Source organism: Nonomuraea roseoviolacea subsp. carminata, from assembly GCF_024172185.1.
GTDB classification, from domain to species: Bacteria; Actinomycetota; Actinomycetes; order Streptosporangiales; family Streptosporangiaceae; genus Nonomuraea; species Nonomuraea roseoviolacea.
Genome location: NZ_JAMZEC010000001.1, coordinates 7,596,693 through 7,614,638 on the forward strand (window position 1 = coordinate 7,596,693; position 17,946 = coordinate 7,614,638).

General features: G+C 71.8%; 15 protein-coding genes. 10 read left to right on the forward strand and 5 right to left on the reverse strand.

The window, feature by feature from the left end; genetic code table 11:
• Positions 1-363: 363 nt before the first annotated feature.
• A complete protein-coding gene (locus tag HD595_RS35305) occupies positions 364-1,224 on the reverse strand; it encodes a RecB family exonuclease (RefSeq protein ID WP_253776728.1) in 861 nt (286 codons plus the stop codon).
• A 114-nt stretch (positions 1,225-1,338) separates the two neighbouring features.
• On the opposite strand from HD595_RS35305, the gene HD595_RS35310 reads away from it, so the two are divergent.
• Positions 1,339-2,475 carry a site-2 protease family protein gene (locus HD595_RS35310; protein WP_253776730.1) on the forward strand — a complete coding sequence of 379 codons (1,137 nt, stop codon included), beginning with the start codon at positions 1,339-1,341 and terminating at the stop codon, positions 2,473-2,475.
• Between the two features lie 551 nt (positions 2,476-3,026).
• Positions 3,027-4,646 (forward strand): FHA domain-containing protein, encoded by a 1,620-nt coding sequence (locus HD595_RS35315; RefSeq protein WP_253776732.1) that lies wholly within the window; start codon positions 3,027-3,029, stop codon positions 4,644-4,646.
• A gap of 723 nt (positions 4,647-5,369) precedes the next feature.
• Here the strand turns inward: HD595_RS35315 and HD595_RS35320 are convergent.
• Together HD595_RS35320 and HD595_RS35325 are read right to left on the reverse strand one after the other, a co-directional pair.
• Complete coding sequence (locus tag HD595_RS35320) at positions 5,370-5,858, reverse strand: hypothetical protein (RefSeq protein WP_253776734.1); 489 nt, start codon at positions 5,856-5,858, stop codon at positions 5,370-5,372.
• Positions 5,859-6,067: 209 nt separating this feature from the next.
• Positions 6,068-7,165, reverse strand: coding sequence for a GNAT family N-acetyltransferase (locus HD595_RS35325; RefSeq protein WP_253776735.1), 1,098 nt, complete (start codon positions 7,163-7,165; stop codon positions 6,068-6,070).
• A gap of 55 nt (positions 7,166-7,220) precedes the next feature.
• Here HD595_RS35325 and HD595_RS35330 point away from each other — a divergent pair, with 55 nt between their 5' ends.
• From HD595_RS35330 to dop, 4 genes are all read left to right on the forward strand, one after another.
• Entirely contained in the window at positions 7,221-8,081 is an 861-nt protein-coding gene (locus tag HD595_RS35330; protein WP_253776737.1) for a tRNA (adenine-N1)-methyltransferase, read from the forward strand.
• 204 nt (positions 8,082-8,285) lie between these two features.
• Positions 8,286-10,049: a proteasome ATPase gene (gene arc, locus HD595_RS35335; protein ID WP_175589533.1), complete on the forward strand. Its 1,764-nt coding sequence runs from the start codon at positions 8,286-8,288 to the stop codon at positions 10,047-10,049.
• Positions 10,050-10,193: 144 nt separating this feature from the next.
• A complete protein-coding gene (locus HD595_RS35340; RefSeq protein WP_253776738.1) occupies positions 10,194-11,327 on the forward strand; it encodes an acyltransferase family protein in 1,134 nt (377 codons plus the stop codon).
• Positions 11,328-11,413: 86 nt separating this feature from the next.
• A complete protein-coding gene (gene dop / locus HD595_RS35345) occupies positions 11,414-12,928 on the forward strand; it encodes a depupylase/deamidase Dop (RefSeq protein WP_205302499.1) in 1,515 nt (504 codons plus the stop codon).
• A gap of 75 nt (positions 12,929-13,003) precedes the next feature.
• Here the strand turns inward: dop and HD595_RS35350 are convergent, their stop codons facing one another.
• The gene (locus HD595_RS35350) at positions 13,004-13,411 is read right to left on the reverse strand and encodes a hypothetical protein (protein ID WP_253776740.1); all 408 of its coding nucleotides are present in this window, start codon (positions 13,409-13,411) and stop codon (positions 13,004-13,006) included.
• Between the two features lie 147 nt (positions 13,412-13,558).
• On the opposite strand from HD595_RS35350, the gene HD595_RS35355 reads away from it, so the two are divergent.
• Both HD595_RS35355 and HD595_RS35360 read left to right on the forward strand, forming a co-directional pair.
• Positions 13,559-13,768, forward strand: coding sequence for a ubiquitin-like protein Pup (locus HD595_RS35355; protein WP_253776742.1), 210 nt, complete (start codon positions 13,559-13,561; stop codon positions 13,766-13,768).
• Between the two features lie 44 nt (positions 13,769-13,812).
• Positions 13,813-14,370 carry an endonuclease domain-containing protein gene (locus HD595_RS35360; protein ID WP_253776744.1) on the forward strand — a complete coding sequence of 186 codons (558 nt, stop codon included), beginning with the start codon at positions 13,813-13,815 and terminating at the stop codon, positions 14,368-14,370.
• On the opposite strand, the gene HD595_RS35365 is transcribed toward HD595_RS35360, so the two are convergent.
• On the reverse strand, positions 14,346-15,434 hold the full coding sequence (locus HD595_RS35365; RefSeq protein WP_253776746.1) for a DNA polymerase IV: 1,089 nt from the start codon (positions 15,432-15,434) through the stop codon (positions 14,346-14,348). The genes HD595_RS35360 and HD595_RS35365 overlap by 25 nt on opposite strands.
• Positions 15,435-15,628: 194 nt before the next feature.
• Here HD595_RS35365 and prcB point away from each other — a divergent pair, with 194 nt between their 5' ends.
• Both prcB and prcA read left to right on the forward strand, forming a co-directional pair.
• Positions 15,629-16,477, forward strand: a complete 849-nt coding sequence (prcB, locus tag HD595_RS35370) for a proteasome subunit beta (RefSeq protein ID WP_253776748.1) — start codon at positions 15,629-15,631, stop codon at positions 16,475-16,477.
• Positions 16,478-16,497: 20 nt separating this feature from the next.
• Positions 16,498-17,370: a proteasome subunit alpha gene (prcA, locus tag HD595_RS35375; RefSeq protein WP_253776750.1), complete on the forward strand. Its 873-nt coding sequence runs from the start codon at positions 16,498-16,500 to the stop codon at positions 17,368-17,370.
• Positions 17,371-17,946: the final 576 nt, after the last annotated feature.

Below are 17,946 nucleotides of genomic sequence, written 5' to 3' on the forward strand. Positions count from 1 at the left end.
CCCCTGGGACACGTTCGAGCCTCCCCGCGTGCCGTCACTGCTCCGCCCCGCCTCCACGGGCGGGGTGCCTGCCACTGTAAGCCCGCCCCACCCCGGCCGACCTCCTCCTACGGGAGGAAACCATGATCGCGCGGGAGCGGGGCCGCCGGTGCGGCGTTCGGGCGCGGGCCGAGGTCATGACCCCGTGGGCGGCCGAGAACGCGCGTCGTCACGGCGAGCACCCCGTGAGCCCTCACGACCGGCCATGACAGAGCTCGGCCGACGTCGGCGCGTGCGCGTGACCTTGGCTATGCCGTAAAAGATCGAAAAACCGGCGACGGAGGCGCGCCGACGCCGGCCGTGCCGCGACACACCACAAGGTTCCTAGAGTTCGTCCGTCGCGGCGCGGCGGCTGCGGCGGACGGTGTCGCCCGGCTGGCGCGCCGGCACCGGCGGCGGTGTGCCGCCGAACTCCGGGCACAGCGCCTGATGGTCGCACCAGTCGCACAGCCGGCTGCGCCGCGCCCGCCACTCGCCCGACTGCAGCGCCCGCTCGATGGCCTCCCACAGCGCCCGCACCTTGCGCTCGGTGGCCAGCAGGTCGGCCTCGTCCGGCGCGTAGCGCAGCACCTCGCCCTTGCCGCCCAGGTAGACGAGCTGCAGTAACCTCGGCACCTCGCCGCGCAGCCGCCACAGCACCAGCGCGTAGAACTTCATCTGGAACAGCGCCTTCGCCTCGAAGTCGGGCCCGGGCGCGCTGCCCGTCTTGTAGTCGACCACGCGCACCTCGCCGCTCGGCGCGACGTCGAGCCGGTCGACGTAGCCGCGCAGCATCAGCCCGCCGTCCAGCACCGCCTCGACGTACAGCTCCCGCTCGGCGGGCTCCAGGCGGGTCGGGTCCTCCAGCGTGAAGTAGCGCTCCAGCATGGACCGCGCCTGCGTCAGCCACTCGGCCTGCTCGGCGTCGTCGGCGAACATCTCCGCGTACTGCGGCTCCTCCTCCAGCAGCCGCAGCCACTGGGGCTCCAGCAGCTCCAGGGCGGCCTGAACGGAGCGCGCCGGGGCAGGCAGGTCGTAGAGGCGCTCCAGCACGGCGTGGACCACCGTGCCGCGCACGGCCGCCGGCGACGGCCGCTCCGGCAACTGGTCGACCACGCGGAACCGGTAGAGAAGGGGACAGGTCATGAAGTCGCCCGCCCGGGACGGGGAGAGAGCTCCGATGATCACCGGATCGGTCAACGTCATGCACCGCACTCTAGGTCACTCCTCCGACAGAACCGCGACGGGGAAAGCGGGATCACCCCCTCCGGCGCGTAGCATCGAGGCAGCGACACCCCATGACGAACGGCGAGGAGTTCGGTGAGCGAGCAGAGCCCCCAGCAGGAGTTCTCGGGCCTGAGGATGGGAAAGCCGTTCGGCATCCCGGTCTACGTCTCCTGGACCTGGTTCATCGTCGCCGCCTTCATCACCTGGATGTACGGCAAGAACGTCCACAACGCGCTGCCCGAGCTCGACGCGCCCGCCGCGTACGCCGTCGCCTTCGTCTTCGCGGTCCTGCTGTACGTGTCGGTGCTTCTTCACGAGCTGGCCCACAGCGTCCTGGCCAAGGCGTACGGCCTGCCGGTGCGGCGCATCACCCTCTACCTGCTCGGCGGCGTCTCCGAGATCGAGAAGGAACCGCCCACACCCGGCAAGGAGTTCATGGTCGCCGCGGCGGGGCCCGCGCTCTCGCTGGCGCTCGGCGGCGCCGGCCTGCTCGCCGACATGTACCTGGTCACCGGTGGAGGCATCCCCCAGGAGCTGATCTGGCAGCTGTGGGTGTCCAACCTCGTCGTCGGCGTCTTCAACCTGCTGCCGGGGCTGCCGCTCGACGGCGGCCGGATGCTGCGCGCCGGAGTGTGGAAGCTCACCCGCCGGCCCGGCACCGGCACCGTCGCCGCCGCCTGGGGTGGCCGGATCCTGGCCGTGCTGCTCGTCGTCGCGGCGCTCGCCATGGCGGCGACGAGCAGGCAGGGCATGGACTACACCGGCATGATCTGGCCGGTGGTGCTGGCCTCCTTCATCTGGATGGGCGCCTCGCAGTCGCTGCGGGTGGCCCGCATCCGCGCCCGCATCCCGCAGGTCAACGCCCGTTCCCTGGCCCGCCGGGCCATCCCCGTCGCCGGCGACCTGCCGCTGGCCGAGGCGCTGCGCCAGGCCGGCGAGCGGCGGGCCGGGGCGCTCGTCGTCGTGGACCACGACGGCCGGCCCGTCGCGATCGTCAACGAGGCCGCCGTGCAGGCCACGCCGGAGCACCGCCGTCCCTGGGTGAACGTCGCCTCGCTGGCCAAGTCGCTGGAGCCGTCCATGATCCTCGCCGCCGACCTGACCGGCGAGCCGCTCATCGACGCCATGCGCGAGACCCCGGCGGGGGAGTACCTCCTGGTCGAGGGCAGCGGCGAGATCTACGGCGTCCTCGCCACCGCCGACGTCAACCGCGTCTTCACCGGCGTCTGACCCCGCCGCCCCGCCCCATTCCGCCTCGTTCCGTTCCGGTCCGGGGGAGGGCCCGCGGCGACGGGCCCGGATGTCCGGGTGGTGTCCGCTGGTCGGCGGGTCCCTCGCGGCGGTTCGCCACGGTCGCCGTGGACAGTTCTCCTGGACGGTTCTGGTGGACTTCGCCCCGTCGGGCGGAATCTTCTGGGGTGCGCCTGATTTGTCCCACTCGAATAACCGGCAGCCCCCGGCTAGTGTCGTAACTGGTGATCAGGCCGGTCGCGCGCCGGCCCGATCCCGCCCCCGGCGGTTCGAGGAAGCGACGGCTGGCCGATAGTGTTCCGTTTGGCCGAGCTCACAGACCGGAGGGGTTCGCCGCGGCCCGACGATCCGACGGATCGGCACCGCCTCGCCGTGGCGCTCCCCGCCGCTGGGACGCGTAAGGCTGGTGGCCAGCACGGCAGTGCGGGTGCCGTAATTTCGCCGGCTTCCGGGGAGGAGAGTTGAGTGACCGAGCGCAGCGAGGGCACCGTTGAGCGTCAGCGCACCACCGTCGGCGTGAAGGAGGACTCATGACCGACCAGGGTTTCGGCGTGGTGCGCCCGCTTCCCGGCGACGGCCTCGTCGCCTGCCTCGGCGGGCTGCTGCTGGTCTGCGACGCGGGTGAGGCCGCCGCGGACGACCTGCTTGAGGCGTTGCGCTCGACGGCCGCCTCCGGCGGTGACGGCCGGGCCCTCGCCAGGCGCGCGGCCCAGGTGCTCGCCGCCAACATGACGGGCGACCCCGCCACCTGCGCGGTGGCCGGCCCGGTCGGCGGCGGAGGCGTCGCCGTGCTCGTCAGCGGATCGGCCGCCGCCGTCATCACCACCGCCGACGGTGAGACCCGCCTGGCCGGCAGCGACTCACTGACCTGGGCCGACCGGCTCATCGCGGGCCCCGTCGAGCGCGTGGAGCTCACCCTGCCCGGCGCCGGCACCCCGCATCCGGCCGTCCGCTTCGACGGCGGCGTCGTCCACGGCGGTGGCCTGTCCGGCGACTTCGGCGACCTCGGCGAGCGGGCCACGCCCGCCGCGCCCGCCCCGGCCCGGCAGCTCACCAGCGAGCTGCCGAACACCGCGCTGCACATGGAGCCCGACCTCATCCAGCCGCCCGCCGCCGAGCGCGCCCCGGTGAACATGCCGCCCTACCCCATGTCGGGCGACCAGCCGCCGGCCGCCGCGCCGCAGGGCCCCGGCTTCCAGCCCGGGCCGCCGTCCGGGCCGCAGGCCGCGCCCGCCCCGGAGCCCGCGGGCACCGGGGCGTCCCTGGGCTTCCCACCGCCGCCCGCCGAGCAGTCGCCGGCCTCGCCGTTCCAGCCGCTGCACGAGCAGCCGCAGCCCGGCGGCTACCCCAGCTACGACGAGCCCGCCCACGCGCCCAACGGCACCGGCGAGCCGTACGAGCAGCCGGGGCAGCCCGAGCCGCAGCCCGGCCCCCACCTGTCGGCCGTGCCCGACTACTTCGAGCCCGCCCAGCCCTCCGGCCCGCCGTCGGGCGACCACCCGGACCCCTACGACCAGCCCGGCCAGCCCGGATTCGACCAGCCCGGATTCGACCAGGGCGGCCAGCCGGGATACGACCAGGGCGGCCAGCCCGGCTACGAGCAGCCCGGGTACGACCAGCCGGGCCAGCCCGGGCCGGGCCAGCACGGCGGCCAGGAGCAGCCCGAGCACGGCGACCGCCCGCTCGTCTACGGCGTCGACTGCAAGAACGACCACTTCAACGACCCGCGCTCGCCCTACTGCGCGGTCTGCGGCATCGCCCTGGTGCAGCGCACCCTCGTCCCGTACAAGGGGCCGCGCCCGTCGCTCGGCGTCCTCATCCTGGACGACGGCACGACGCTGCCCCTGGAGAGCGACTACCTCCTGGGCCGCGACCCCGAGCGCGCCCCCGAGGTGGCCGGCGGCTCCGCCCGTCCCGCCAAGGTCACCAGCCCCGACGGCTCGGTCTCGCGCCGCCACCTGCGGGTGGCGCTCGACGGCTGGGACGTCAACCTGGTCGACCTCGGCTCGGTCAACGGCACGCAGATCCAGCCGCCGGGCGACCCCAACTTCTACGACATCCCGCCGAACGAGCCGGTCACGATCGCGCCGGGCACCACGGTCCGGGTCGGCGTGTCCCGCACGATGCGCTTCGAGCCCCACCGCACCTGACCGCCCACGACCGGCAGAGTGGCCCGCACCCGGCCGGGCTCAGACCTGCCGACGGGCACGGCGACCTGCTCGCGCCCGGAAACAGACCTGCCGACCGGCGCGGCGACCTGCTCTCCGGCTCTCCGGCCAGGGGCAGGCCCGCCGACCGGCGCGGCGACCTGCTCTGGTCCGGGAGCAGACCGGCCGACCTGACCGACGCAGCGACCCGACCTCCGGCCTCCGGCAGACCGGCTGGCCGGCAGCGATCTGCCGACTCGACAGCAGCCCGGCCTTTCGCCGGGCAGCGCCCGGCCGACCGGCAGCGGACCTCCCGGCCGACCGCGCGCATCGGGTCACCGGGCCCGCCTGACCACTCCTGGTCAGGCGGGCTTCGTCGTCCCGCGCGACCACTGCTCCCGGCGGCGCGGGCGGCGTCGCCCCCGGATCACCACTCCGGTCGCGCGGGCTTCGTCGTCCCCGGACGACCACTGCTCACGGCCACGCAGACCTTGTCGCCCCCGGCGACCCCCACTCTCCACGGCGCGGGCTTCGTCGTTCCCGCGCGACCACTCCCAGTCGCGCGGGCCTCGTCCTCCCCGCACGCGCTCTTCCGCGCGCAAGGCCCCATTCCCCGCCCGGGACGTGAGGCCGAGCGGGACGTGAGGTCGACGACGTCGCAGAGACGCCCGCCCGTGCCGGGCCGAGCGGCGGCGACCGTGTGCTGGAGCCGGGGCAGAGCCGTCGTCAGTGTGAGGCCGCCGGACGCCCCTCGCCGAAGGCGTGCACCCCGCGCAGCAGCCGTGCCGCCGCGTCCAGCCCGCTGGCCGCCTCCAGGGCGCGGCCCCCGGCGGTGGCGAGCCGGCTCAGCAGGTGCTCGTCGTGGTCGCCGAAGTCCCGCCCGGCCACCCACAGCCGCAGGTGTTCGCGGACCGCCAGCGGCACCGGGGCCGCCAGGAACCCCGGCTCGCCCGCCGCGACGTCCCGCGGCAGGCGCACCGGCCGGTCCGACACGGTGAGGAGCTTGAGCACCCCCGATCCGGCCAGCCAGGGCCGCACCCGCAGCGGGTCGCCCGGCGGCGCGTGGACGTGGACGGCGTGGGCCGTCTCCCTCAGCGGGTCCACCCGGACGAGTCCGGCGTATCCCGTGCCGGACAGGGAGGCCGCGGCGCGGGCCAGCAGGTCGGCCAGCGCCGCCGCGTCCGGGCAGGCGAACGAGCGGATGAGTTCGTGCACGGTGACATGAGCGCGGTTGCCAGGCATCGAGGTTCCCTCCGTGGAGGGTGAGTGATCGCGTTCTCTCGTCACGCGATCTACGGGTGCGGTGACCCGGAGTATTCTCCGAGACCCGCCCGTTGACCAGACCTCAACGGGAAAGTCCGATTTCTGCCAACCGCTGCGGCTGCGCGCGAAAGCGCGTGCCGGCCGCCCGCGGGGAAGGCGGATCACGCCGGGCGGGAGCGCAGGCGCACCCAGTGGACGTCGTCGGCCCGCGTGCCGTCCCCCGTCAGGAACAGCTCCCGGTGCACGCACTCCTGCTCGAACCCGGCCCGCCGCAGCACCGCGTGCGACGCCTCGTTGGAGGCGTTGGTGCCGGCCGTGATCCGGTGCAGCGGGGTGTGCGCGAAGGCCCAGTCCACCAGCAGCCGTACGGCGCGCGTCATGAGGCCCCGGCCGCGGAACTCCTCCAGCAGCGAGTAGCCCACCATGGCCTGCCCCATCAGCGGCACCACCTGCATGAGCTGCACGTGCCCCGCGAACGCCCCGGAGGCCGCGTCGCGGATCGCCAGCTCGATCCGCTGCCCGGTCACCCACCAGTAGCCGGTGTTGCGGCAGCGCCGCTCGATCTCCTCCAGAGTGGCCACCGGGCCCACCGCGTAGGCGGCCGTGCTGGGCTCGGCCATCATCCGCTGGAAATCCCCGGCGTCGCCGACCTCCATGGGGGTGAGCCGGACCACGCCGTCGGTCAGCTCGCCGCCCTCGAACGGCGGCAGGTACGACGGCGTCTCCTCGCCGGCGTCCAGCGCCAGCCGTCCGAACAGCACGAGGTCGGTCAGCCGCCCGTCACGCGTCTCCCGCGCGTCGCGTCGCCGCCCCTCCTCCCGGAAGCCGGCCTTCAGCGCCACCCGCAGCGAGGCGAGGTTCTCCGCCTCCGCCGCCAGCTCCACCCGGTGGACGCCCTGGTCGAACAGCCACTGGGTCACCGCACGCACGGCCGCCGTGGCCACGCCCTTGCCGCGCGCCCACGGCGCGACCAGGTAGCCGATCTCGACCGCGCCCCACCGGTCGGGCGGCGAGACGCGCAACGCCCCGGCGTAGGCGCCGTTCTCGGCGACGGTGAACTCGGCGCCGCCCTCCTCCCACGTGCGCGCCGCCACGGCCAGATGGTCGCGGGCGTCCTGCTCGGTGTACGGCGCGGGCAGCACGGGCAGGAAGCGCGCGGTCACCGGGTCGCCGCACGTGGCGGTCATCGCCTCCACGTCGGCCTCCTCGGGGGCGCGCAGGACGAGGGATCCGGTGGACAGGACGGCACGAGGGAGCATGACCCATACATATCGCGCGTCAGAGGCCGGTCGAAAGCCCTATAACCTTGCCGCCATGGGTTTCCGCAGGCATGGGCCGTTCCAGGTGGGGGATCAGGTGCAGCTCACCGACCCCAAGAACAAGCGTCACACGTTCACGCTCAAGCAGGACGGCGTCTTCCACACGCACAAGGGCGCCATCCCGCACAGCGACCTGATCGGGCAGCCGGAGGGCTCCGTGGTGCGCTCCTCCGGCGGCACCCAGTACCTCGCGTTCCGGCACCTGCTGCAGGACTACACCCTGGCGATGCCGCGCGGCGCCGCGGTGATCTACCCGAAGGACGCCTCGATGATCGTCGGCATGGCCGACGTCTTCCCGGGCGCCCGGGTCATCGAGGCGGGCGTCGGGTCGGGCGCGCTGACCTGCTTCCTGCTGCGCGCGGTCGGTCCCGAGGGCCACGTCACCTCGTACGAGCGCCGCCAGGACTTCGCCGACGTCGCCCGCGGCAACGTGGAGAAGTTCTTCGGCACCGAGGAGGACGGCCCGCTGGCCAACTGGCGGCTGGTCGTCGGCGACCTCGTCGCCTCGATCGACGAGGTCGACGTCGACCGCGTGATCCTCGACATGCTGGCCCCGTGGGAGTGCGTGGACGCCGCCGCCAAGGCGCTGACGCCCGGCGGAGTGATCTGCTGCTACGTGGCGACGACCACGCAGATGTCCAAGACCGTCGAGGTTATCCGCGATCACGGGAGTTTCACGGAGCCCCATGCGTGGGAGACCCTGGTTCGCGACTGGCATGTCGAGGGACTCGCCGTTCGGCCCGATCACCGGATGATCGGCCACACGGGATTCCTCGTCACCGCCCGCCGCATGGCGGACGGCGTCACACCCCCGCCACGTCGCCGACGACCGAAGGGAACCACCGAAGAACTATGACAATTCGGCCACGAGGCTTCTTTGGTGCGTGAGACGGGAACAAGCCGCCGGGCTACCGCGCTGGCAGGATTAAACGCACAATCGAGGATTATTCACCGAACACTGAATGTCACTCTACGAACACTGCCCGGCCAGGTTACGGAGGGGCCCGAGATAGGTAAGGTCCTAAGTAGTCGCCCTCGACTGGGAAGGAGGTGACGGGGCGTGGCAGCTCGCGATGATGCAGAGGCTCGAGCCGCGCAGCGCGAACGGGAGGTCGCTGATCTTTCAACACAGGTCTCCTTCCTGCAGGAGGAGATCACCGCGCTGAGGCGGAAGCTGGCCGAGTCACCCCGTCAGGCCAGAGTCCTCGAAGAGCGCCTTCACGAGGCGCAGGCGAACCTCGCGGCCGTCACCGGCCAGAACGAGCGCCTGGTCGCCACGTTGAAGGAGGCCCGGGACCAGATCGTCGCCCTCAAGGAGGAGGTCGACCGGCTGGCGCAGCCGCCATCCGGATTCGGCACCTTCCTGGAGGCCCGGGAAGACGGCACGATCGAGGTGTTCACCGGCGGCCGCAAGCTGCGGGTGAACGTCAGCCCGGCCGTCGACGTCGACTCGCTGCGGCGTGGCCAGGAGGTCATGCTCAACGAGGCCCTCAACGTGGTCGAGGCCCTCGGCTACGAAGAGGTCGGCGAGATCGTCATGCTCAAGGAGCTCCTCGACGAGGGCAAGCGCGCCCTGGTCATCTCGCACGCCGACGAGGAGCGCGTGGTCCGCCTGGCCGACTCGCTGGTGGGCCAGCCGATCCGGGCCGGCGACTCCCTTCTGCTGGAGCCCCGCTCCGGCTACGTCTACGAGCGCATCCCCAAGTCCGAGGTCGAGGAGCTCGTCCTGGAGGAGGTCCCGGACATCTCCTACGAGGAGATCGGCGGCCTGTCCCGGCAGATCGAGCAGATCCGCGACGCCATCGAACTGCCCTACCTGCACGCCGACCTGTTCCGCGAGCACCAGCTGCGCCCGCCCAAGGGCGTGCTGCTCTACGGCCCTCCCGGCTGCGGCAAGACGCTCATCGCCAAGGCGGTCGCCAACTCCCTGGCCAAGCAGGTCGCGGAGAAGACCGGCCAGTCCGGCAAGAGCTTCTTCCTCAACATCAAGGGTCCCGAGCTGCTCAACAAGTACGTCGGCGAGACCGAGCGGCACATCCGCCTGGTCTTCCAGCGGGCCCGCGAGAAGGCCTCCGAGGGCACTCCCGTCATCGTGTTCTTCGACGAGATGGACTCGATCTTCCGCACCCGCGGCTCGGGCGTGTCCTCCGACGTCGAGAACACCATCGTCCCGCAGCTGCTGTCGGAGATCGACGGCGTCGAGGGGCTGGAGAACGTCATCGTCATCGGCGCCTCCAACCGCGAGGACATGATCGACCCGGCGATCCTGCGGCCCGGCCGCCTGGACGTCAAGATCAAGATCGAGCGGCCGGACGCCGAGGCGGCCAAGGACATCTTCTCCAAGTACCTCGTCGCGGACCTCCCGCTGCACCCGGAGGACCTCTCCGAGCACGGCGGCTCCCGCGAGGCGACCATCCACGGCATGATCCAGAGCGTCGTCGAGCGCATGTACACCGAGAGCGAGGAGAACCGCTTCCTCGAGGTGACCTACGCCAACGGCGACAAGGAAGTCCTCTACTTCAAGGACTTCAACTCCGGCGCGATGATCCAGAACATCGTCGACCGGGGCAAGAAGATGGCCATCAAGCAGTTCCTCGAGAGCGGCCAGAAGGGCCTGCGGGTGCAGCACCTGCTCACGGCCTGCGTGGACGAGTTCTCCGAGAACGAGGACCTGCCCAACACCACCAACCCCGACGACTGGGCCCGCATCTCCGGCAAGAAGGGCGAGCGGATCGTCTACATCCGCACCCTCGTCTCCGGAAAGCAGGGCGCCGAGGCCGGCCGTTCCATCGACACCGTCGCCAACACCGGCCAGTACCTGTAGTCGCGACCTCGTCACCTCGAAGAGGGCCGCGCGGATCCGTCCGCGCGGCCCTCTCGCGTTCCCACGCCGCCATCGAAGCGGGACACAGGGTGTGAAAACTGTGACGCGCGGGAACCGAAGTGATCGTCGTGACGTCCAAAGGGCGTGCATCACCACAACCGGCCGCGCCGCGCCCGGGTAGCCCGAGGAGACGGCAGGCTGGCGGAGCTCGACCTGCTGCGGTTCGCCGCCGCCCTGGCCGTGCTCGCCTTCCACTACCTCGTCGCCTACGCCTCCGTGTGGGGCGACCGGCCCGCCGAGCTGTTCCCCGCCGTCGCCCCCTTCGCCGGCCTCGGCATCCTCGGCGTCGAGCTGTTCTTCGTCATCAGCGGCTTCGTCATCCTCATGAGCGCGTGGGGCCGCTCCCTGGGCGCCTTCGCCCGCTCCCGGCTCGTCCGCCTCTACCCGGCGTACTGGCTGAGCCTGGCCGCCGTCGCGGCCCTGTACGGCCTCACCGACGCCAAGGCGCTCGACCCGAAGCTCACCCCCGGCGACTACGCCGTCAACGCGACCATGTTCCAGCGGCTGTTCGGCGTCACCGACGCCGCCGGCGTCTACTGGTCGCTCTGGGCCGAGCTGCGCTTCTACCTGATCATGGCGATCCTCGTCGTCATCGGCGTCACCTACGGGCGCGTGCTCGTCCTCGGCGGCGTCTGGCTCGCTGCCGCCCTCGGCGCCGAGCTGCTCGGCAACGACCTGCTCAACGAGATCGTCATGCCGCGCTACGCCCCCTACTTCGTCGCCGGCATGGCGTTGTACCTCATCCACAAGCACGGCAGCGCCTGGTTACCCTGGCTCTACGTCGTGGCCGGCTGGGCGATGTCCCTGCACGCGGCCCTCGAACGCGTCCACGGCCGCATCGAGGTCGCCGGCTTCAAGAACATGCCCGTCACCGACGTCTCGGTCATCGTCACGATCACGCTCGTGTACGCCGTGATGGCGCTGGTCGCCCTCGGCCTCCTGCGGCTCAGGCCCTCCAAGTTCCTCACCGCCCTCGGCTCGACCACCTACCCGCTGTACCTGTTCCACTCGGCCGTCGCCGTCGCGCTCGTCCCGCGGCTCACCGGCAGCCTGCCGCCCTGGCTCACCGCGACCGTCACCGCGCTGGCGGCGATCGTCCTGTCGTATCTCGTCTACACCTTTGCCGAGCGCCCGATCCAGCGTCTGCTCAGGCCCCGGCGCACACCGCGGACCCACCCGGCCCCGGCCGTACAGGTCGAAAAGGCGTCGGTGCCATAACTCTGTGACCCTGGGGCACTGTGAAGGGCATAGGCTCGGGCATATAAACGGCGGATAGGCAGATCCGGACGAACAGAGGGTGTTGCATGACGGTGCGTCGGGTGATGGGCATCGAGACCGAGTACGGCATCTCCGTACCAGGTCAGCCGGGCGCCAACGCGATGGTGACCTCCTCGCAGGTGGTGAACGCCTACCTGGCGGCCTCGGCGGCACGCGCGCGCAGGGCCCGCTGGGACTTCGAGGAGGAGAACCCCCTCCGCGACGCCCGCGGCTTCGACCTCGCACGAGAGGTCGCCGACCCCAGCCAGCTCACCGACGAGGACCTCGGCCTCGCCAACGTCATCCTCACCAACGGCGCCCGCCTCTACGTCGACCACGCCCACCCCGAGTACTCCACCCCGGAGTGCACCAACCCCCGCGCCGCGGTCATCTGGGACAAGGCCGGCGAGCGCGTCATGTACGACGCGGCGCAGCGGGCCTCCGCCATCCCGTCCAACGCGCCCATCCAGCTCTACAAGAACAACACCGACGCCAAGGGCGCCTCCTACGGCTGCCACGAGAACTACCTCATGCGGCGCGCCACCCCGTTCGCCGACATCGTCCGCCACCTCACCCCGTTCTTCGTCAGCCGGCAGGTCGTCGTCGGCGCGGGCAAGGTCGGCATCGGCCAGGACTCGCGCGGCGAGGGCTTCCAGATCAGCCAGCGCGCCGACTTCTTCGAGGTCGAGGTCGGGCTGGAGACCACGCTCAAGCGGCCCATCATCAACACCCGTGACGAGCCCCACGCCGACCCCGAGAAGTACCGGCGGCTGCACGTCATCATCGGCGACGCCAACATGTCCGAGATCTCCACGTACCTGAAGCTCGGCACGACGGCGCTCGTCCTCGCCATGATCGAGGACGGCTTCATCACCCGCGACCTCGCCGTGGACAACCCCGTGCAGGCGCTGCGGGCCGTCTCCCACGACCCCACCTGCCGCTACGAGATCTCCATGCGCGACGGGCGCCGGCTGACCGCCGTCCAGCTCCAGATGGAGTACCTCGACCAGGCGCGCAAGTACGTCGAGGAGCGCGGCACCGCCCAGGACGAGATGAACAAGGACATCCTCGACCGCTGGGAGTCCGTGCTGACCCGCCTGGCCGAGGACCCCATGCAGCTCTCGCGCGAGCTCGACTGGGTCGCCAAGCTCGAACTGCTGGAGGGCTACCGCACCCGCGACAACCTGCCCTGGTCCCACTCCAGGCTCCAGCTCGTCGACCTCCAGTACTCCGACATCCGGCCCGACCGCGGCCTGTACAACCGCCTGGTCGCCCGCGGGCGCATCCAGCGCCTGGTCACCGAGGAAGAGGTCCAGCGGGCCGTGGAGAACCCGCCGACCGACACCCGCGCCTACTTCCGCGGGCGCTGCCTGCGCCAGTACAGCGAGTCCGTCGCCGCCGCCTCCTGGGACTCCGTCATCTTCGACATCCCCGGCCGCGAGTCCCTGCAGCGGGTCCCCACCCTGGAGCCGCTGCGCGGCACGAAGGCCCACGTGGGCGAGCTGTTCGACCGCTGCCGCACCGCCGCCGACCTCGTCGCGGCCCTCACCGGCGGCGACTGACCGCTCCCCGCGTACGCGAACGGCGTCCCGGAACCGTCCGGGACGCCGATCATGTGATCCACGACCAAGGGGCGCTCAGACCAGCAGCCCCACGCCGAGCGTCAGCGCGCCCACCGCCAGGCAGGCCCCGCCCGCCACGGTGAGCCCGATCAGGCGGCTCGGCTTCGTGTCGGACGGCCGGATGACCGACAGGAAGAAGCCCAGCGGCATGAGGATGGGCGCGGCCACGATGAGTAGGCGCGCCAGCCACTTCAGGCCCTCGGAAAGGCCGGTCTGGTCCACGTAGAGCATGGCCACCAGGCTGAACAGCACGAGCACCCCCGCGTGGGCGTGCCCGGCGCGCCACAGGCCGCGCCGCACGGGGTTGTCGATGTAGCCGGGGACGCCCCGCATGAGGAACTTCAGCAGGGTGACGCCGCCGAAGGCGATCGTCGGCACGGTGATGAGCAGCACACCGGCCATGGAGAGGGAAGCGGGGGACACGGGAACCTCCTGGCAGAGCAGCGCGAACGCATTGGATAGTACAGCTATCTAGACAAACCGGCAAGATCGCCTGCCGATCGGCGCGAAATGTCGTCCGGTTCGGGGAAGATATGCCTCAGGAGGCAGTCCCCCGAGTGGAGGTACGACATGGCGAGCAGGGACACCGGAGGCCAGAAGCAGGCCGGCCGGCGCGACAGCGAGGTCGAGGAGACCGAGGCGTCGGCGGCGCCCGACGTTCAGGAGCGCCAGGAGAAGCTGTCGGACGACGTCGACGCGATCCTGGACGAGATCGACGAAGTTCTCGAAGAGAACGCAGAGGAGTTCGTGCGCTCATACGTGCAAAAGGGCGGACAGTAGGGCAAAACGGACAGACAACCAAGGTGATGGAAGACGATGAGGGCTTGAAGCGGTGCCCGGACTGTGGGGAGACCAAGGCGCTCTCCGCGTTCGGGCGCAACAAGCGCCTGGCCGACGGCCGCGCGCGGTACCGCAAGCCCTGCTTCCGCGTCCGCTCCACCCAGAGCTACCGCAAGCGCAAGGCCGAGCAGGGCAAGGTCGTGCGTGATCGGGTGGGGCCGCCCCCCGGCCACAGGTACTGCCCGAGATGTGACGACATCAAGGAGCACGCCGCTTTCGGCCGCAACCAGGCGACCAAGGACGGGCTGACCTCTTACTGCAAGCCCTGCCACACCAGCGTCATGCGGCAGAACAAGATCAAGAACCACGGCAGCGACCGGAACCGCACCAGCCGAGTGCGGGGTGTGCTCTGCTTCAACTGCAACAACGGGCTCGGCCACTTCGACGACAACGCCATGGTTCTGCGCGCGGCGTATGTGGGGGCGGCCGTGTCCGCCGAGGAGTACGTCGAGGAGGCGTGGCCGGCGGAGGGGTTCGCGCGGCTGGAGCGGGCCGATGAGCAGGCGCGCTCAGCGTTCTATTCGATGGCGGTCAGAGTGTAGGAGGTCGCTTCGTCGCCCGGTGGGGCGTACTCGACGGCGACACCGAGCAGGCGTACGGGGCGGGTGAGGTCGAACCGGCCGAGGACGGCGAGGGCGACGCGGGTCAGCTCGGCGGGGTCCGTGGTGGGCGCCGCGAGCCGTGACTGGCGCGTGCGGGTGAGGAACGGGGTGAACCGCACCTTGACGGAGACACGGACGACGGCGCGACCGGCCTCCGCGGCGTCGGCGGCGACCTGCCGGGCCAGGGCGGCGACCTGGCCGGAGATGTCGGAGGCGTCGGTGAGGTCCCGGGGGAAGGTGGTCTCGCGGCTGTGGCCGCGCGGCACCCACGGGGTGGTGACGACCTCGGACTCGCCCCTGCCGTGGGCGAGGTGGTGCAGCCAGGGTCCGTTGACGGGGCCGAAGTGGCGGGCCAGCTCGGCGGGGTCGGCGGCGGCGAGGTCGGCGACCGTGCGCACGCCCAGGCCGGCGAGTTTTCGCGCGGTCTTGGCCCCGATGCCCCACAGGGCGTCCGTGGGCCGCCCGTACATCTGCCGGGCCCAGGTGTCGGTGGTGAGCCGGTGGACGCCGGCGGGCTTGGCGAAGGCGGAGGCCAGCTTGGCCTGGTGCTTGTTGTCGCCGATGCCGACCGAGCAGGACAGGCCCGTGGCGGCGAGGACGGCCCGCCGCAGGTCGGCGGCGAGGGCCTCGGGGTCGTCGGTGCGGGCGCCGACGAACGCCTCGTCCCAGCCCCAGACCTCGACCCGGACGGGGAAGCCGCGCAGCGTCGCCATGACCTGCTCGGAGGCGGCCTCGTAGGCGGGTCTGTCGCTGGGCAGGAAGACCGCCTCGGGGCAGAGCCGCAGGGCGGCGCGCAGCGGCATGCCGGAGCGGATGCCGTACGCGCGGGCCTCGTAGGTGGCGGTGGCGGCCACGGTGCGCGGCCGGGTGGGGTCGCCGGAGCCGCCCACGACGACGGGCCTGCCGCGCAGCTCGGGGTGGCGCAGGAGCTCCACGGCGGCGATGAACTGGTCGAGGTCGACGTGCAGGACCCAGTCCCGCCCGGACTCCTCCGGCCCCGTCATGGTGCCAGTATCGCCTGCCCGGGGGCGGCGGGGCGGTCCGGGTCGCCGGCCGCGGGCGGACGGCGCGGACTTCTGGCGAGCGTAAAGAAACGATCTGGTGACCGGTTCGCCGTGAGCTGATCGTGGGAAGTGCAGACAGCAACACAACATGAGTAGTGTCGCTCTAGGAACACTGACCTTTGGGAGGGAGTCGCGTGGCATCGCACAGGGATCTGCCCGCCGGCTTGGTGAACCAGCTTTTCCACAACACCGGGAGTTCCTCCTTCACGGAGTTCGTCGCGGGGTATGCGCCCGAGTTGCTGCCGCAGCGTGACAAGGTCCTCGCCACCCCGATCGGTGACCAGGTTCCCCACGCGACCACGATCGTGGCGGCGACCTTCGCCGGCGGCGTGGTGATGGCGGGTGACCGGCGGGCGACGTCCGGCAACATCATTTCCCAGCGTGACGTGGAGAAGGTGTTCCGGGCCGACGACTACTCCTGCATGGGCATCGCCGGCACGGCGAGCACCGGCATCGAGATGGCCCGGCTCTACCGCGTGGAGCTGGAGCACTACGAGAAGATGGAAGGCCGCACGCTGTCGGTGGCGGGCAAGGCCAACCGCCTGGCCACGATGATCCGCGGCAACCTCGGCATGGCGATGCAGGGCCTCGTGGTGGTGCCGCTGTTCGCGGCCTACGATCCCGACCGCGACGAGGGGCGGATCTTCAGTTACGACGTGGCGGGCGGTCCGTACGAGCGGGAGCGGTTCGACGCGATCGGGTCCGGTTCGATCTTCGCGCGCGGCGCGCTGAAGAAGCTCTACCGCGACGGGGCCTCGGCCGACGACATGGTGATGACGCTCATCCAGGCGCTGTACGACGCGGCCGACGACGACTCGGCGACCGGCGGCCCGGACGTGACGCGCAAGATCTGGCCGATCGTCTCGGTGATCGACGCCGACGGCTACCGCCGGCTGACGGAGGAGCAGGTGGCGGGCTACGTCGAGCAGATGCTCGAGCAGCGCCTGATCTCCCCTGACGGCCCCATCGCCCCGCTGCGCTAGAAAGGACCATCACGGTGTCCATGCCTTTCGGATATGCGTCCCCTGAACAGATCATGCGGGACAAGGCGGATTACGCGCGCAAGGGCATCGCGCGGGGCCGCAGCGTCGTCGTGCTCCAGTACGAGGACGGCATCCTGTTCGTGGCGCCCAACCCGTCGCGGGCGCTGCACAAGATCAGTGAGATCTACGACCGCATCGGGTTCGCCGCGGTGGGCCGCTACAACGAGTTCGAGGAGCTGCGGCTCGGCGGCATCCGCTACGCCGACATCAACGGCTACACCTACGACCGCTCCGACGTGACCGGGCGCGGCCTGGCCAACCTGTACGCCTCCAACCTCGGCCGCATCTTCACCGAGTCGATCAAGTCGCTGGAGGTGGAGGTCGTGGTCGCCGAGGTCGGCGACACCCCCGACGGCGACGCCATCTACCGGCTGACCTTCGACGGGTCGGTGTTCGACGAGCACGGCTTCGCCGCGATGGGCGGCCAGGCCGACGCGGTGGCCACGCGGCTGAAGGAGCGTTACCGCGAGGGCATGCCGCTGGCCGACGCGCTGGAGGTGGCGCTGACGGCGCTGACGGAGCCGGGCGGCGAGCGTCCGCCGGTGGCGCAGCTCGAGGTGGCGGTGCTGGACCGCAACCGTGAGCACCGCAAGTTCCTGCGGCTGACGGGGGCGCGGCTGGAGCGGCTGCTGTCGCAGGTGTCCGGGGGCGGTGCGGCGGCTCAGGAGCCGGCCGAGGAGCCGCCGGGCGCCGCTCCTGGCGAAGGCGCCTCCGGCGCTGCGGGAGCCTCCGGCGCTGCGGGTGCTTCTGGTGCCGCGGGTGCTTCGGGGCAGGCGACCCCGCCGCCCACGGGGCCCGAGGGCGACATCGACGACGGCTCCTCGCCCCTGTAGGAGGTCTTCCGGGCGCCCGCCACGCCGCCGCCCTGACGACGGGGCGGGGCTCGGCGGGCGGCCGTTGCGCCGTCGTCCTGGGCGACGGGCTCGGCGGTGGGCGGCGGTTGTGCCGTCGTCCTGGGTGACGGGCTCGGCAGGCGGCGGTTGTGCCGTCGTCCGGGCGACGGGCTCGGCGGCGGGCTGCCGCGCGCCCTCCTGAGGCGGAGCGCTCCCTCCCTCAAGTCGTGACTTCGCGGCCGTGGTCTCTCCAGCGTGAAGGGGTGAGACCACGGCCGTCATGCGCGTGTGCGCCGTGGCTCTGCAAGGCCCTCCTGCCCGCCCCTCGCCGCTGACGGCGCCATCCCCATCAAGCCGCACGCCCGCGTGGCGGCCGCCCTCTTGCCGCGCGCTCAGAGCCCCGTCCGCGACATGGAGCGGCGACCCGGAACGCGCCGTGAGGCTGTCGCGCGACCATGGGCGAGCCTGCACAGGTCGGCCGCGGCGCGGCGCGGGGCTGGTGATGGCGCAGGCGCGACGGGGCGGGGAACAGGGCTGACGAGAGGGGGCGGGGGACAGGGCTGACGGGGCGGGGCG

What these genes read in the sequence shown, in the direction of transcription:
- HD595_RS35330 (WP_253776737.1), top strand. Translation starts at nt 7,221, where the DNA reads ATGGGTTTCCGCAGGCATGGGCCGTTCCAGGTGGGGGATCAGGTGCAG.
- HD595_RS35365 (WP_253776746.1), bottom strand. Translation starts at nt 15,434, where the DNA reads ATGACGGGGCCGGAGGAGTCCGGGCGGGACTGGGTCCTGCACGTCGAC.
- prcA (WP_253776750.1), top strand. Translation starts at nt 16,498, where the DNA reads ATGCCTTTCGGATATGCGTCCCCTGAACAGATCATGCGGGACAAGGCG.
- HD595_RS35355 (WP_253776742.1), top strand. Translation starts at nt 13,559, where the DNA reads ATGGCGAGCAGGGACACCGGAGGCCAGAAGCAGGCCGGCCGGCGCGAC.
- HD595_RS35315 (WP_253776732.1), top strand. Translation starts at nt 3,027, where the DNA reads ATGACCGACCAGGGTTTCGGCGTGGTGCGCCCGCTTCCCGGCGACGGC.
- dop (WP_205302499.1), top strand. Translation starts at nt 11,414, where the DNA reads ATGACGGTGCGTCGGGTGATGGGCATCGAGACCGAGTACGGCATCTCC.
- HD595_RS35305 (WP_253776728.1), bottom strand. Translation starts at nt 1,224, where the DNA reads ATGACGTTGACCGATCCGGTGATCATCGGAGCTCTCTCCCCGTCCCGG.
- HD595_RS35325 (WP_253776735.1), bottom strand. Translation starts at nt 7,165, where the DNA reads ATGCTCCCTCGTGCCGTCCTGTCCACCGGATCCCTCGTCCTGCGCGCC.